Source organism: Alistipes sp. AF14-19 (assembly GCF_003461645.1).
GTDB classification, from domain to species: domain Bacteria; phylum Bacteroidota; class Bacteroidia; order Bacteroidales; family Rikenellaceae; genus Alistipes; species Alistipes shahii.
Genome location: NZ_QTXM01000003.1, coordinates 320,610 through 335,263, shown reverse-complemented (window position 1 = coordinate 335,263; position 14,654 = coordinate 320,610). Strand labels below are relative to the sequence as shown.

The following is a 14,654-nucleotide window of genomic DNA, read 5'->3' as shown; positions in this document are numbered from 1 at the left end:
CACAACCTTTCATTTGTCATTTTACTAACTTTTTAATTCAACCAACGGGTATCATAAATATAATTGTTCCATACCCACCGATGATTCCGATCCTGCCGCCCCGGTTCATAGTGCGCTTTTGTCACCTCTACGGCCTGTTTTATCTTTTCGAGGTAGTTCTTATTGTTGTATGCCATAATACACGAAATTTAGCGGGTTTAAAGGCCCTTTAAACGGATGCGCTGACAATCGCGCCGATGCCCTTGCCGCGGATCGGTAATGCTACGAACCGTTTGTCGAAACCTACGATCGTCACACGCTCTTTGGGGTCGTTCTCCGTGGCGTACATGTGAATATCTCCGTCGGCTTTCATCACCTCCTTTGCGTAGAACGCGAACGAGGCGAACCTGTCTCCCTCGGCCGCTGCCGCTCCGAATGCGACCTTTTTCAGCACGCCGTCCATCATGCGGTACGTCGGCATGCGCGAGAAAGCGTAACAGCCGAACCCGGCGAATTTCAGCGGCTCGCCGTCTTTGATGCTCGTCAGATCCTTGAAGAGTTTGAGGTCTTCGAGCAGCAGGTCGGAAACGTGCTTCGGATGCAACACGAGATAACGTTCATCGAGCGGTACGTCCACATCGTCGAAACGCTCTTTCAGCGCGAGGATGTCCGCAAACCGCAACCGCTTGCGGCCCGTGATGCTTTCGCCCGTCGTGATAATTACGGGAGTGTTTTCGGTATCTTCCGCCGGGGCATAAGCGTGCGCGGCTTTCGTCGCCACACTTGCCCGGAGCGTCGAACGGTGCTGGCCGATAACGCTTTCGAGTTTGTCGTAGCTGTACTCCAGCGCTTCGGGGCGGCGGACGATGGTGTTTTCGGTCTCGAACTTGTCGAGCCGGATTTCGTTGTCCTCGTCATCACGCCCGATCACCGAGATAGGATAGGTCGTATTATTGACCAAAACCTTCGGGTCGATACCCGCCGACGCGATGTGCAGGCGGTTGTGATCCACGAACTGCGAATAGTCCGTCGCCTTTTGCAGGAAACGGTCGTCGGGGTAGAAACCCTCTTTTACCTGGTCTATCCAGACCTCTCTGTTTAATGCCATAAATATTGTATTTGTAATTGATTGTTCGTTACTTGTTTTTACGTTCGCGGGCAAGCAACCGCTCGTATTGGTCGGGATGTTGTGCCAGATACTCGGGGTTATGTTTGCGGTAATAGGCCAGGTTATGATACGGTTCCTGTTCTTCCCCGTATTCTTTCTCCCGCAGGCGGGCGTATAACTCCGGATCATCGCTCAATGCCTGCGGATCGTATTTGCGGTATTCTTTCAGTCCCCAGTTGGCCCGGTTGGTCATGTCGTTGCGGTTCGGGCCGAAGAAAGCCGCAAACGACACCTTTTCGGGCATGACTTCGAGGACCTCCTTCAGAGCCTTGACACCCAACTGTTTGCCGATATGCTCGAATACACACGGTCAGGCATACCGAATTTACCGAGGTTGACGGCTTGTTTCAACTCTTTGTCTATATCCACCGCCGCGGCCTGCTCCTTGTCCTGCATGAACTTGCGGAATGCCGATTTGTCGGTCCGTGCCATGTGTTTCAGGAGCATGAGCTGCGACGATTCGACATACCCCAGCCGCAGGGCCTTTTCCGTGTCGGGTTCCGCCGGGCCTGCATTACCGGATAGGGCTGTTACGGTTTCTATGATCTCCCCATCCGTCGCTGTTGCAGGCAGTTTCAGCACCTCGATCAGTTGCGTACGCAGGTCTTTGTCCCCGTCTGCCGATTCTTTAAGGCTCAATACGATAAGCCCCCTTTTGTCGAACAGTTTGACGGCGTTCCGATTGGACGGGATATCGACGATCGACACCTCGGTCAGTTCGCAGTCCGTTACGGTGTCTACGCCGTCGATCCTCTCGTAATTGAGAACAGACAGGCCGATAGACGCCGAGCGCAGAAAGCCGCCGTCTACACGCTCTTTAACCTCTTTTCCGAGCGGGTTATTTTCGTCGAATACGGCGTCGGCAATCAATTGCGAACCCTCGGTCCGGATGTTGTCCCAGCGGCCTATAACGCCTTTTTCCCGTGCGTGCATGTAGAGCATCACGGGATTCTTTTTAAAACGTTCCGTGCGGATGCCCTTTGTCTGAATAACAAAGCCGTCCGCATTGACGCTTTCGTCGGAGATGATAAATGTGTATGTCATGTAAAAGTATTTGGATAGCACAAATATCCTTCATATATGCGCCATGGCAAAAAATTGTTTATAACCTATATACAAATTATTTTCAACCCTTGGCAATCCGATTTTTTGATAAACTTTGTATTTTATTCCGTCTCTTTTACTATATTTGCATATCCTAAATCTTATAAGTCATGCCTTTTGCAAAAACAAATCACAGAATTATAGCCACTTATGGTGTGGGTAGTGGAAACGCCCCAGCGCTTTCTTATAAGAGCGTAGGACACCTTAGAGTGGCTTTTTTTCATTTCCTAAATCTTATAAGCTATGTTTACCTATCAACGAGATGCCGCACAAGTTGCGCAGTTTGCTAATCAGTACAATTTCGACGAACTGGTCGCATGTCTAACCGACTACCTCGATCCGAAAGCGGCCGCTAAACATTTAAAACTGATTTATTTCACACTTACAGAGTATATTTTGAGCGACACTGAAAATATGGGCCGTTCGGATGTCGCGGAAGCTATGGTTACTCTGCGGTGGTTGCACGAAGCGATAGAAACAATGACAAATGGCGATGACCGTGCTATTAAAATTGTTCCTTACCATATTCCCGTTGTAAAATGGTGTGACTAACCCCAATTTATTGCAAGTATAACGAACTTGCAATGACATTCCAAACAAAGACCCTTTAAACCGAGTTTAAAGGGTCTTTTATTTTTGCCACTTTTTTGTCGATATTTCAAGGCTGAACTTTGAAATTTCCTGTTTTTGGACTGGAATTTTCGAAATGCCCGATATAGTTCCGCCCCACCGTGATGAACGGAGCGGAAAGCGTTCCGGCGCTTTTGACCGCAAAGATGCCGGCTGGCGCTCGAACGAGTGCGGCGCGGACGGGCAGTACCGGAGTACGTCCCATTCGCGCCGCACGAGAGCAAGAGCAAAAACGCCCTCTAAAATCGGGAATTAATCCTCTACGGGAATATCCTTGTTGACATTCTTCGAACCTACGAGCGCATAGAAGAGCATGTAGGCCAGACCGGCGATGATCACCCAGTAGCTCGACAGGTAGTTGGAGATGTCGGCCACATAGCCCTGGATCAGCGGAAGGATACCGCCGCCGCAAACCATCACCATGAAGATACCCGAGCCCATGGAGGTGTATTTGCCGAGTCCCTCGACGGCGAGGTTGAAGATGCCGCCCCACATCACCGACGTGCAGAGACCGCACAGCGTGAGGAACATGACGCCGATGGGAACCTCGATCATGGCGAAGCCCGTACCCGTGAACACCGGCATGCGGCCCATCGTGTCGATCGGAGCGAAGATGCCCAGCAGCACGAAGACCAGCGCCACGACGGAAACCGCCGTCAGCTGCGCCTTACTCGAGACCTTGCCGCCGATGACGCCGCCGATCAGACGGCCGCACATCATCAGGAACCAGTAAGTGCCCACGAGCGAACCGGCCGCAGCAGCAGCCATTCCGATACCGGGGGTCGCCGCGTCGGGCGTGGAGGTCAGGAACAGGTTCATAAAGTTGGGAATGCCCACCTCGACACCTACATAGATAAAGATGGCCACCGTACCCAGCACGAAGTGACGGAACGACATGGCGCTGTGCTTGTCCTTCTTCTCGCTCTTGGCGTCCTGGATCGCGAAGGGTTCGGGAATGCGGACCGCCGCCAGCACGAAGAACACCACGGCGAAGATGCCCATGGCGATCCACAGCGCGGGAGCCGCGTCGCTGATCGTCGCATTGGCCGCGTTACCCATCAGGTAACCCACGAGGATCGGAACGATGGTCGCCGAAATCGAATTGAGCGAGCCGCCGAACTGGATCAGCTGGTTACCCTTCTTGCCGCCGCCGCCCAGCGTGTTGAGCATCGGGTTCACGACCGTGTTCAGCATACACATCGAGAAGCCCGAAACGAAAGCGCCGATCAGATAGACCGGGAAGCTGCCCGCAACGCCCGAAAGGTACTGGATGCCCACGCCGACGAAACCGACGGCCACGGCGGCAAGCGCCGTCTTCTTATAGCCGATGCGCTTGAGCATCATGCCCGCCGGAATGCCCATCACGGCATAGGCGATGAAGTTGGCGAAGTTGCCCAGCTGGGACATCCAGTTCGCCACGGCGAACTGATTCTTCACGATGACGCCCAGCGGATTCGAAAGTCCCGTCACGAAGGAGATCATTGCAAAGAGCAAGAACATCATGACGATGGGCAAGGTGTAATTTTTCTTTTGTTCCATAAAATCTATCAATGTTTAGGTTAATAAGTTTCGGGGGGGGGTCATCGGTCCCGTTCGGCGATGTAGGCGCAGAGGTTGACCAGCGCCGAACGGTATTCGGAATCGGGATAGTCGGAGAGCATCTCCACGGCGCGGGCGATGTAGCCCTGCATCACCTCGGCGGCGAAAGAGAGGCCGCCCTCGTTCTCGACCGTGGAGCGCAGGTACTCGACCTCCTCGTCGCTCTCGTGACAGCGGGAGAGCCGTTCGAGCAGCTCCCTGCGGCGGGAATCCGAAGCGCGGTCGAGCACAGACAGCAGCGGCAGGGTGATTTTCCCTTCGCGCAGGTCGTTGTTGGCGGGTTTGCCCGTGTGGGCCGTCGGGGTATAGTCGAGAATGTCGTCCTGAATCTGGAAGGCCATGCCCACGGCTTCGCCGAAACGCCGCATCGTGGCCACCCGGTCGCGCGTGGCGCCCACGGCCAGCGCCCCGGCCGACGCGCTGACGCCCAGAAGGCTCGCGGTTTTCTTATAGATGATGTCAAGATAGGCCTGGCGGGTCATCGTGCTGTTGGCGGCGCACTCGTCCTGCAGGACCTCGCCCTCGCACAGCGCGGCCATCGACCCGCAGACGTGCGTAACGAGGTCGAACTGCCCGCTCTGCAAGCCTATGTTCATGTTTTTGGCAAGGATGTAATCACCCAGGATCACGGCTTTGTGCGACTGCCAGCGGGCGTTGGCCGAAGGCTTGCCGCGGCGCATGTCGGCCTCGTCGATCACGTCGTCGTGGATCAGCGACGCGACGTGGATCATTTCGACCAGCATGGCGGCCAGACAGGCCCTGCGGCCCGCGGCAGCCCCTTTTACCGGGGCGTTCATCGCCGCCGAAAGCATGACGAGCATGGGACGGATGCCTTTGCCGCGCGCCGAAAGGGCGTAACGCAGCATATCGGAGAGCAGCTCCCCCTCGGCCGTGAACTGGCGGTCTACGAATTCGTCGAGGGCCTCCAGTTCCGCAGTCACGGGTTTGCGGATGTCATCGAGTGTAATCATATCCGCAAAGATAGTCATTTTTCGCAATGAAGACACGGACTGTCAATGTTTTTTCGTACCTTTGGCAATCGGTTAAGACACGCTGGAATGGATTTTTCGAACACTATAAGATCAAAACTGCTGCCGGCCCTGGCGGCCTTCGCACTCTTTTTCGTGGTGAGCGCCGCCTATTTCGCCCCGCAGTTCCGGGGCGAAGCGCTGCCCCAGCACGACGTCATCCAATACGAAGGCATGGCCAAGGATATCAGCGACATGCGCGCCGCGACGGGCGAAGACCCGCAGTGGACGGGCGGCATGTTCGGCGGCATGCCGGCCTACCTGATCAACGTGGCCTATCCGGCCCAGCTGGTGAAGCGGACCGTCGGACAGGTGGTGAAGATCATCGACACGCCCGCCGGATTCCTGTTTTTCGCCATGGTCTCGATGTGGCTCATGCTGCTGATCGTCGGGATCAACCCGTGGGTGGGCATCGTCGCGGCGCTGGCCTACGGGCTTTCGACCTACTTCCTGCTGATCATCGGCGCGGGGCACGTCACGAAAATGTGGGCGCTGGTCTACGCTCCGCTGATGATGAGCGGCGCGTGGATGACCCTGCGGGGTAACGTCTGGTGCGGCGCGGCGCTCACGGGGCTTGCGGCGTCGCTCGAAATCGGCGCCAACCACCCGCAGATCACCTATTATTTCCTCGTGGCGATGGCCGCATTCTGGATCAGCGAAGGAATCCTTTCTTTCAGGGAGGGACGCCTGCGCGATTTTTCCCTGCGCACCGCGGCGCTCGTCGCGGCGGGCATCCTGGCCGTAGGATCGAATTTCTCGCCCCTGTGGTACACGGCCCGCCACTCGAAGGAGACCATCCGCGGCGGATCGGAGCTTGCCGCGACGGCCGAAACCTCGAAAAACGGCCTCGCGCTCGACTATGCGACGGCGTGGAGCTACGGCAAGGCCGAGACCCTCAACCTGCTCGTACCCGACTTCATGGGCCGCGAATCGGGCACGACCTTCCCGGCCGACGGACAGACGGCGGCCGTGCTGAACGACTACGGTCTGCGCGGCGCGGCGCAGCAGCTCTCGGCCTACTGGGGCACGCAGCCCTACACGGGCGGCCCGACCTATCTGGGCGCCGCGGCGGTGTTCCTCGCCGCGCTGGGCATCGCGCTGGCCCGGGGGCGCAACAAATGGTGGATCATCGCCGCATGCGTCGTGATGATTCTGCTGGCCTGGGGCCGCAACCTGATGGGGTTCACCGAATTCGCGTTCAAATACCTGCCCGGATACAATAAATTCCGCACCGTCTCGATGACGCTCGTCGTCGTGCAATGGGCCGTGCCGCTGCTGGGAGCGCTGGCCCTGATGCGGCTCTGGAAGGGGGAGATTCCCCGCGAACGGCTGCTGCGCGCGCTGGCATGGGCTGCGGGAATCACCGGGGGAGCGTGCCTGCTGCTGGCCGTCGCCGGAGGATCGCTCTTCGACTTCGGACGCGCCGAAAGCGCGGACTATATGACCGATACGTTCCGTCACATCTTCGAAAGCAACAACATGCGGTCGTACATCGACCGCGGAATGGACATCGAATGGGCCGAAGCGACGGCCGACGCGATGGCCGCCGACCGCGCGGCGATGATGCGGGCCGACGCATGGCGTTCGCTCGTGATGATCCTGCTGGCGGCGGGCGGCGTGGCGCTGTTCGCCCTGCGCCGGATCAACCGATACGTACTGACGGGCCTGCTCGCGGGCGTGATGCTGCTGGACCTCGTGCCGGTCGACCTGCGGTTCCTCTCGTCGGAGAATTTCGTCTCGCCGCGCCGCAACCAGGTGACGGCCTCGGCGGCCGACAAGGCGATCATGCAGGACAAGGACCCGGGCTACCGGGTGCTGAACCTCACGGTCAGCCCCTTCAACGACGCCACGACCTCCTATTTCCACCGCTCGGTGGGCGGTTACCACGGGGCGAAGCTGGCCCGCTACCAGGATCTGATCGACCGTTACCTTTCCAACGCCGACGACGGAGTGCTCGACATGCTCAACACGCGCTACCTGATCGTTCCGGGCAAGGAGGGGCAGCCCGAAGCGCAGCGCCGCACGACGGCCTTCGGAGCGGCGTGGTTCGTCGACAGCGTCATCTACGCCCCCTCGGCGCAGGCGGAAATCGACCTGCTGGGCAAGACGGACCTCCGCACGACAGCGGTGGTGTCGGGGCAGAATCCGGCGAAGAGCGCATCGCGGCCCATGCCCCTCGGCATCTACGCCTCCGCCCGGATCGAGCTCACGGAGTACCGCCCGAACTACCTCAAATACGAATACACGCTCCCCGAAGAGGCGGTGGCGGTGTTCTCGGAGATTTTTTACGACCAGGGCTGGAAGGCCTATGTCGACGGCGAGGAAAGCCCCTACTTCCGGGCCGACTACGTCCTGCGGGCGATGACGCTGCCCGCCGGCACGCACACCGTCGAATGGCGGTTCCGCGCACCGGGCTGGACGGCCGTCGAAGGCGTGACGCTCGCGGCGTCGCTCGCGATCCTGCTGGGAGCCGTCGCGGCGCTGGTCTATTGTTTTAGAAAAAGAACGGAAAAAGAGAAATAAAAAGGGCGACCCGCGCAAACCCGTTTATCGTCAGCGTGCGTAAAATTTCGGGTTTCGCGCAGGGGTTGCGGATCGGACACAGCCGGCCTATTTCCGATTCGCGGCAACAAGGGAAGCCCGAAATTTGCCATTATCACGACAAACGCCATGAAAGACGATAAAAGACTGAAGCGAAAGGTCCGCAACTCCTACATCGTGTCGACGGTGAGCATCACGCTCGTGCTGTTCCTGCTGGGATCGGTGGGTTACCTGATGGTCGCGGCGCTGAAGGTCGCCGACACGCTCCAGGAGAGCATCGCCGTCACCGTGGAGTTGAAGAACGGGCTTTCGGAGGCGCAGAAAGAGACCATCAGCAAACGCCTGACCGCCGAGGAGATGGTCGCGACGATCGCCTACTCCGCCAAGGAGGAGAAAGCCGAGGAGGAGGAGTTCCGCAAGATGTTCGGCAGTTCGTTCGAGGAGATCCTGCCGGAGAACCCGCTGCTGGATTCGTTCGAACTCACGCTCACGTCGGCATCCTCCGACAAGGAGCTGCTCGACTCGTTCATCGCCGCCGCCGGACGCATCGAAGGCGTCGACCGCGTGTCGTACCCGGCGCTGATGGCCGAGCGGCTGCACGCCACGGTGAACAAGATACGCCTCGTACTGCTGCTCTTCGGCGGCGCGCTGCTGGTCATTTCGCTGATCCTGCTGAGCAACACCATCCGGCTGGCGATCTTTTCGAAACGCTACCTGATCAACACGATGAAGCTGGTCGGGGCCACCAAGTGGTTCATCATGCGGCCCTTTCTCGGAAGCAGCCTCACGCAGGGAATCCTGGCCGGCACGGCCGCCTCGGCCTTGTTCGGTCTGGCCGTCTACGGGCTGAACGAGGCGGTCCCCGAACTGATGACCATTGCCGAAGCCGGCAAAATCGCCATCATCCTCGGCTCGATGATTGCGGGCGGCATCATCATCTCGGGGCTTTTCACCTTTGCGGCCCTCAACAAATTCATCAACATGAAGTCGAACAAGATATACCTTTATTAAATGAAAAACGAACAGAAGAACGCGCAGGACCCCGTACCGGAAAATCCCCGCATGCCCCTTACGCGGCGCAACTACGTCCTGCTGGCGATCGGTTTCGCGGTCGTCCTCCTGGGCTTCGTCCTGATGGCCGGCGGAGGCAGCGACTCGCCCGACGAATTCAACTACGCGATGTTCTCGTGGAGGCGCATCACGCTGGCCCCGATCCTCGTGATCGGCGGTTTCGTCATCGAGATCTATGCGATCATGCGACGTTACAAGTAATTCCCGGCCCGTTGCGGAACGCCGTCCCGGCGGGGAGACCCGCCCGGCAACGGCCGGCGGACCGGAACAGCCGACAACTCAAGACCCTTTCTAAAAAATAAATGGACACACTGCAAGCTATCCTGCTCGGCATCGTGCAGGGCATCACCGAATTCCTGCCCGTTTCAAGCAGCGGTCATCTCCAGATCGCCAAGGAGGTGCTGGGCGTACAACTCGAAGAAAACCTCACGTTCGACGTGGCGCTCCACGCTGCCACGGTGTTGAGCACGATCGTCGTGCTGTGGAGCGAAGTCTGGCGCCTCCTGAAAGGACTGTTCTCGCGCCGGTTCAACGAAGAGCAGGCCTACGTACTGAAACTCGTCCTCTCGATGATCCCCATCGGCATCGTCGGGTTCCTGCTCAAGGACCGGATCAACGACCTGCTCAACGCACCCTACATCCTCGCCGTCGTGGGCGCGATGCTCCTCGTGACGGCCGCGCTGCTGGCCTTCGCCTACTACGCCAAGCCGCGGCAGAAGGAGACGATCTCCTACCGCGACGCCCTGATCATCGGACTGGCGCAGGCATGCGCCGCCATGCCGGGACTTTCGCGGTCGGGTTCGACCATCGCCACAGGCCTGCTGCTGGGCAACAAGAAAGCCGCCGTGGCGCAGTTCTCGTTCCTGATGGTGCTGGCTCCGATCCTGGGCGAAACCCTGCTCCAGGCGACAAGCGGCGATCTGACCGCCGGTATCGCCGCAGGGCCGCTCATCGCCGGATTCCTCGCATCGTTCATCACGGGATGTCTGGCCTGCAAATTCATGATCGAGGTCGTGAAGCGGGGCAAACTCATCTGGTTCGCCGTCTACTGCACCGTTGCGGGACTGGTGTCGATCACAAGCTATTTCTGCTGATGAAAGAAGCACTGGACCTCCGCGGCATCAATTTCGAGGACGGATACATCGCCGTCGTGGACAAGCCCCTGCGCTGGACCTCGACCGACGTGGTGCGCAAAATCAAATTCGCGCTCCGCAGGCTGGGTTACCGCAAAATCAAGGTCGGACACGCCGGGACGCTCGACCCGCTGGCCACGGGCATCCTGCTGGTCTGCATCGGCCGCGCCACCAAACTCGTCGACGCCCTGCAAGCCGAGGAGAAGGAGTATGTGGCCGACGTGATGCTGGGCGCCACGACCCCGAGCCACGATCTGGAACACGAGATAGACCGGACCTACCCGTGGGAGCACATCACGCGGGAAGCGGTCGCCGAAGCCCTCGCCTCGCTCACCGGCGAGCGGCTCCAAACCCCGCCCGTCTACTCGGCCAAGAAGATCGACGGCACACGGGCCTACGAACTGGCCCGCGCCGGCGAGGAGGTCGCCGTACGCCAGGCGCTGATCAACATTTACGAAATGGAGATCGTGGAATACGACCTGCCGCGGGTGCGTATCCGCGTGCGTTGCAGCAAGGGAACCTACATCCGCTCGCTGGCCCACGAGATCGGACAGGCGCTCCGCAGCGGGGCGCACCTCACCTCGCTGCGCCGCACGCGCAGCGGCGGCTTCACGCTCGAAAAATCCTATGAGCTGGACGAATTTCTTGAAAATCTGCAAAAACTTGAAACAAAATAGACTTTTTTGCGTATAAAAAATAATCTGTCTTTGTTTTCCGGAACCTTTCCGGCAGGCGGGGCAGAGGCAAAACCGCGTTTCAGGCCCCGCCGAACGCAGAAAATGTCGAACCACATTACGTAAAAAAGAGCGTTCATCTATGAAATTATCGCAGTACGGGTATGACTTTTCACCCGAAATGCTGGCCAAATACCCGGCCGACAATCGCGACGAGTCGCGTCTGATGGTCATCAACCGCGCCAAAGGCACTATCGAGCACCGTATCTTCAAGGACATCATCGAGTATTTCGACGAAAAGGACCTGTTCGTCTTCAACGACACGAAGGTTTTCCCGGCACGCCTCTACGGCAACAAGGAGAAGACCGGCGCCGAAATCGAAATCTTCCTGCTGCGGGAACTCAACCGCGAACTGCGGCTGTGGGACGTGCTGGTGGACCCCGCGCGCAAAATCCGTATCGGCAACAAACTCTACTTCGGCGACGACGACCTGCTGGTGGCCGAGGTGATCGACAACACCACCTCGCGCGGCCGCACGCTGCGCTTCCTGTTCGACGGCTCCTACGAGGAGTTCAAGCATGCGCTCTTCGCGCTGGGCGAAACGCCTCTGCCGAAGTGGGTACGCGAGAAGGTCGAACCCGAGGACGCCGAGCGTTACCAGACCATCTTCGCCGAGAAGGAGGGCGCCGTGGCTGCCCCGACGGCCGGCATGCACTTCTCGAAACACCTGATGAAGCGCATGGAGATCAAGGGCATCGACAAGACGTTCGTGACGCTGCACGTCGGGCTGGGAAACTTCCGCACGGTGGACGTCGAGGACCTCTCGAAGCACAAGATGGACTCCGAGCAGTTCTTCGTCGAGGAGGCCGCCGCCGAAGCGGTCAACGCGGCCAAACGGCAGGAGCGCAAGGTCGTGGCGATCGGCACGACGGTGATGCGCACGATCGAAACCGCCGTATCGACCAACGGCATGATCAAACCCATGGAAGGCTGGACCAACAAGTTCATTTTCGCCCCCTACGAATTCACCGTGGCCGACGCCATGGTGACCAACCTCCATCTGCCCTACTCGACCCAGCTGATGATGGTGGCGGCTTTCGGCGGTTACGAAACCGTGATGAACGCCTACAAGGTAGCCAAGGAAGAGGGGTATCGTTTCGGCACTTACGGAGACGCGATGCTCATTCTTTAATTTTTTTTCACTACCTTTGCAGATATAAACCCTCAAAACCATGGCAAGCAAAATTCTGTACGTGTGTCAGGAGATCACCCCCTATCTTCCAGAAACGGAGGGTTCCCGGCTTTGCCGTGCGCTGACGCAGGCAATGCAGGAACGCGGGAACGAGATCCGCACCTTCATGCCCCGCTACGGCTGCATCAACGAGCGCAGGCACCAGCTGCATGAGGTTATCCGGCTGTCGGGCATGAACCTCATCATCGACGACAACGACCACCAGCTGATTATCAAGGTGGCGTCGATACCCGCGGCGCGCGTACAGATTTATTTCATCGACAACGACGACTACTTCTCGCGCAAGGCGGTGCTGACCGACGGCGCGGACAACTACTTTCAGGACAACGACGAACGGGCCATCTTTTTCGCCCGCGGCGTACTGGAAACGGTCAAGAAACTGCGCTGGACCCCGACGGTGGTGCACTGCCACGGCTGGTTCACGGCCGTGGTTCCCGTTTACCTGAAACGGATCTTCGCCGACGACCCGATCTTCCGCGACGTCAAGGTCGTGGTGTCGCTCTACGGCGACGGCTTCTCCGGGGAACTCGATCCCGGATTCGGCGCCAAGATCGCCGGCGAAGGCGTCAAGGACAAAAATCTTGCGATTCTCGACACTCCGTCATACGAAAACCTCTGTCGCTTCGTTATGGAATATGCCGACGGAGTGGTTGCGGCATCCCCGGATGTCGACCCGAAAGTATTGGACATGGCCCGCGCGAGCGGAAAGCCGATGCTCGAATACCAATCGCCCGAGGCAGAGGACTTTTTCGATAATTACAACCGATTCTATGAAGCGATTCAATAACTTCCGCCGCATGCTGCTCCCCGTTGCAGCGCTGGCTGCCACGATAGGACTGACCCTCGGGGGCTGTACCAAGGTGGACGATACGCTGGGCGGAAACCTCATCCCCGACAACCAGCAGATGAGGGCGGGATACGTTCAGCTCCCCCGGGCCGACGAACTGAACCCGAAGAAATACGTCGAAACACGCCTGTTCCAGACCGATTCGATCGTCAGTTCGAACATCACCTACGGCTACATGGGTTCGATGCTCAACGACACGCTGGGCCACCGTTCCGCGGGATTCCTTTCGCAGATGGTCAACTATTACAAGGTCGATTCAGGCTACTTCGGCTACATGCCGATCTTCGACTCGGCGCAGATCTTGCTCAAGGTGACCAGCTTCGGCCGCGACTCGGTGACCGAGCAGTCCTTCGCGGTCTACGAGGTCGTCAGCAACAAATACCTCACCGAGAAACCCATAGCGCCCAACAAATCGCAGCGCGACTCGACCTTCTACCTCAATTTCGACCCCGTGGCGGAAGGCGTCTACAACCCCGACGAGCCGCTCTTCACCTTCACGCTCGGCGGCGAGGGCAAATACCCCTCGACCACGTCGGCCGTGACGTTGGAGCCGACCGAAGCGGGTAAAAAATACATCCGCCGCCTGATGCTTCAGGAGGGCGAGTATGCCGGCGACTACTCGATTTACAGCGCCGACAGCCTGAAATACTGGGTCGAGGCGTTCAAGGGACTTTACATCGCCCCGAACCCCGAGAAGCCGCTCACCGAGTACGGCAAGGGAACGATCTTCGCCACGGAACTGACCTATTCGGGCCTGTCGGTCTACGGACGTAACCGCGTGAAGGACGACCCCTCGCTGATCAAGGACACGATCGGCATGGTCTACTACTTCTACGAAGACGGCGCGGAATTCGGCAACGTCTCGGTAAACAACGTCAAGCACGGCTACGAGGAGGCCACGATCGCCCGAAGGATAAACATAGAGGAAGCCCGCGAGACGGCCGAGAACCGGCCCGAAAATCCCCTCGTCTATGTCGAAGGCATGGGCGGCGTGGTGACCGAGATGACCTTCAGCCCGGAGTTCTTCGCGGAGCTGGAGGCGGAGATCGCCAAGGGAAATGCCGACGGCAAGAATTTCAAAACACTCGCGTTCAGCCAGGTACGCATGTCGATCTACTTCAACGACAGCGACTACGAGTGGGAGAAGATCGCGGACGGAACGGCCGGCGACATCCTGCGCATGACCGACCAGATGAACGCATACCCGGCGCGGCTGGGCATGTACACCAATTACAAGACGCTGACGCCGATTTCGGACTACGCCTACATCTACGAGCAGAACTACGGTTCTTCGGTAACGCTCGCCTACAACGGCAAGATCAACCGCAGCCGCGGCTGCTACGTAATGGACATCACGGGCTACATGCAGCAGCTCTGGAACAGTTACATGGAAGCCAAGGCAGATGCGGGCGGCGAGGTTGCGAACATCGACTGGGACAAAGTCAAGAACCGCTCGGTATACATCGGACCCGAAGCGTACGGCCTCTACACGACCTCGTTCGGCGTGTTGCAGGGCATGCCGACACAGGCCGGGACTGCCGAACCGAACAACGCCCCGATCCGTTTCAGTATGGCGTACAACCTGATCAAGTAAACAACAGATAACCCCTTTTGCGGAACCTAAGTGT

Annotated in this window: 14 protein-coding genes; 9 read left to right on the top strand and 5 right to left on the bottom strand. The window is 58.5% G+C overall.

Going from position 1 to position 14,654, the window contains the following annotated elements; translation table 11 throughout:
• Nucleotides 1-208 precede the first annotated feature (208 nt).
• Genes DWW03_RS05085 through DWW03_RS05075 form a run of 3 tightly spaced genes read right to left on the bottom strand, consistent with a single transcriptional unit; the run spans nt 209 to nt 2,191 of the window.
• Complete coding sequence (locus tag DWW03_RS05085; protein WP_022062666.1) at nt 209-1,087, bottom strand: hypothetical protein; 879 nt, start codon at nt 1,085-1,087, stop codon at nt 209-211.
• A gap of 28 nt (nt 1,088-1,115) precedes the next feature.
• The gene (locus DWW03_RS05080) at nt 1,116-1,427 is read right to left on the bottom strand and encodes a hypothetical protein (protein ID WP_022062665.1); all 312 of its coding nucleotides are present in this window, start codon (nt 1,425-1,427) and stop codon (nt 1,116-1,118) included.
• Nucleotides 1,409-2,191, bottom strand: coding sequence for an HK97 family phage prohead protease (locus DWW03_RS05075; RefSeq protein WP_022062664.1), 783 nt, complete (start codon nt 2,189-2,191; stop codon nt 1,409-1,411). Before DWW03_RS05075 ends, DWW03_RS05080 begins: the two co-directional genes overlap by 19 nt.
• Nucleotides 2,192-2,494: 303 nt before the next feature.
• On the opposite strand from DWW03_RS05075, the gene DWW03_RS05070 reads away from it, so the two are divergent.
• Entirely contained in the window at nt 2,495-2,803 is a 309-nt protein-coding gene (locus tag DWW03_RS05070; protein WP_022062663.1) for a hypothetical protein, read from the top strand.
• Between the two features lie 330 nt (nt 2,804-3,133).
• Here DWW03_RS05070 and DWW03_RS05065 read toward each other — a convergent pair whose 3' ends face one another.
• Together DWW03_RS05065 and DWW03_RS05060 are read right to left on the bottom strand one after the other, a co-directional pair.
• A complete protein-coding gene (locus tag DWW03_RS05065; protein WP_022062662.1) occupies nt 3,134-4,420 on the bottom strand; it encodes an MFS transporter in 1,287 nt (428 codons plus the stop codon).
• Between the two features lie 41 nt (nt 4,421-4,461).
• Complete coding sequence (locus DWW03_RS05060) at nt 4,462-5,451, bottom strand: polyprenyl synthetase family protein (protein ID WP_015547012.1); 990 nt, start codon at nt 5,449-5,451, stop codon at nt 4,462-4,464.
• 87 nt (nt 5,452-5,538) lie between these two features.
• Between DWW03_RS05060 and DWW03_RS05055 the strand changes: the two genes are divergently transcribed.
• The 8 genes from DWW03_RS05055 (at nt 5,539) to DWW03_RS05020 (ending at nt 14,620) form a co-directional block, all read left to right on the top strand.
• Nucleotides 5,539-8,031 carry a YfhO family protein gene (locus DWW03_RS05055; protein ID WP_022062661.1) on the top strand — a complete coding sequence of 831 codons (2,493 nt, stop codon included), beginning with the start codon at nt 5,539-5,541 and terminating at the stop codon, nt 8,029-8,031.
• Nucleotides 8,032-8,178: 147 nt separating this feature from the next.
• Nucleotides 8,179-9,060 carry a cell division protein FtsX gene (locus DWW03_RS05050; protein ID WP_015547010.1) on the top strand — a complete coding sequence of 294 codons (882 nt, stop codon included), beginning with the start codon at nt 8,179-8,181 and terminating at the stop codon, nt 9,058-9,060.
• The gene (locus tag DWW03_RS05045; protein WP_022062660.1) at nt 9,061-9,321 is read left to right on the top strand and encodes a DUF3098 domain-containing protein; all 261 of its coding nucleotides are present in this window, start codon (nt 9,061-9,063) and stop codon (nt 9,319-9,321) included.
• A 101-nt stretch (nt 9,322-9,422) separates the two neighbouring features.
• The gene (locus tag DWW03_RS05040; RefSeq protein ID WP_015547008.1) at nt 9,423-10,214 is read left to right on the top strand and encodes an undecaprenyl-diphosphate phosphatase; all 792 of its coding nucleotides are present in this window, start codon (nt 9,423-9,425) and stop codon (nt 10,212-10,214) included.
• Entirely contained in the window at nt 10,214-10,930 is a 717-nt protein-coding gene (gene truB / locus DWW03_RS05035) for a tRNA pseudouridine(55) synthase TruB (RefSeq protein ID WP_015547007.1), read from the top strand. The genes DWW03_RS05040 and truB overlap by 1 nt, the downstream gene beginning before the upstream one ends.
• A gap of 139 nt (nt 10,931-11,069) precedes the next feature.
• Nucleotides 11,070-12,119, top strand: a complete 1,050-nt coding sequence (gene queA / locus DWW03_RS05030; RefSeq protein ID WP_022062659.1) for a tRNA preQ1(34) S-adenosylmethionine ribosyltransferase-isomerase QueA — start codon at nt 11,070-11,072, stop codon at nt 12,117-12,119.
• A gap of 40 nt (nt 12,120-12,159) precedes the next feature.
• Nucleotides 12,160-12,966, top strand: a complete 807-nt coding sequence (locus DWW03_RS05025; RefSeq protein ID WP_015547005.1) for a glycogen/starch synthase — start codon at nt 12,160-12,162, stop codon at nt 12,964-12,966.
• The gene (locus tag DWW03_RS05020) at nt 12,950-14,620 is read left to right on the top strand and encodes a DUF4270 family protein (protein ID WP_118406419.1); all 1,671 of its coding nucleotides are present in this window, start codon (nt 12,950-12,952) and stop codon (nt 14,618-14,620) included. The genes DWW03_RS05025 and DWW03_RS05020 overlap by 17 nt, the downstream gene beginning before the upstream one ends.
• The last annotated feature ends 34 nt before the right edge of the window (nt 14,621-14,654 follow it).

Bases quoted from the DNA above. Each gene is read 5' to 3' on its own strand.
- DWW03_RS05085 (WP_022062666.1), bottom strand. From the start codon at position 1,087: ATGGCATTAAACAGAGAGGTCTGGATAGACCAGGTAAAAGAGGGTTTC.
- DWW03_RS05075 (WP_022062664.1), bottom strand. From the start codon at position 2,191: ATGACATACACATTTATCATCTCCGACGAAAGCGTCAATGCGGACGGC.
- DWW03_RS05070 (WP_022062663.1), top strand. From the start codon at position 2,495: ATGTTTACCTATCAACGAGATGCCGCACAAGTTGCGCAGTTTGCTAAT.
- DWW03_RS05065 (WP_022062662.1), bottom strand. From the start codon at position 4,420: ATGGAACAAAAGAAAAATTACACCTTGCCCATCGTCATGATGTTCTTG.
- DWW03_RS05060 (WP_015547012.1), bottom strand. From the start codon at position 5,451: ATGATTACACTCGATGACATCCGCAAACCCGTGACTGCGGAACTGGAG.
- DWW03_RS05055 (WP_022062661.1), top strand. From the start codon at position 5,539: ATGGATTTTTCGAACACTATAAGATCAAAACTGCTGCCGGCCCTGGCG.
- DWW03_RS05050 (WP_015547010.1), top strand. From the start codon at position 8,179: ATGAAAGACGATAAAAGACTGAAGCGAAAGGTCCGCAACTCCTACATC.
- DWW03_RS05045 (WP_022062660.1), top strand. From the start codon at position 9,061: ATGAAAAACGAACAGAAGAACGCGCAGGACCCCGTACCGGAAAATCCC.
- DWW03_RS05040 (WP_015547008.1), top strand. From the start codon at position 9,423: ATGGACACACTGCAAGCTATCCTGCTCGGCATCGTGCAGGGCATCACC.
- truB (WP_015547007.1), top strand. From the start codon at position 10,214: ATGAAAGAAGCACTGGACCTCCGCGGCATCAATTTCGAGGACGGATAC.
- queA (WP_022062659.1), top strand. From the start codon at position 11,070: ATGAAATTATCGCAGTACGGGTATGACTTTTCACCCGAAATGCTGGCC.
- DWW03_RS05025 (WP_015547005.1), top strand. From the start codon at position 12,160: ATGGCAAGCAAAATTCTGTACGTGTGTCAGGAGATCACCCCCTATCTT.
- DWW03_RS05020 (WP_118406419.1), top strand. From the start codon at position 12,950: ATGAAGCGATTCAATAACTTCCGCCGCATGCTGCTCCCCGTTGCAGCG.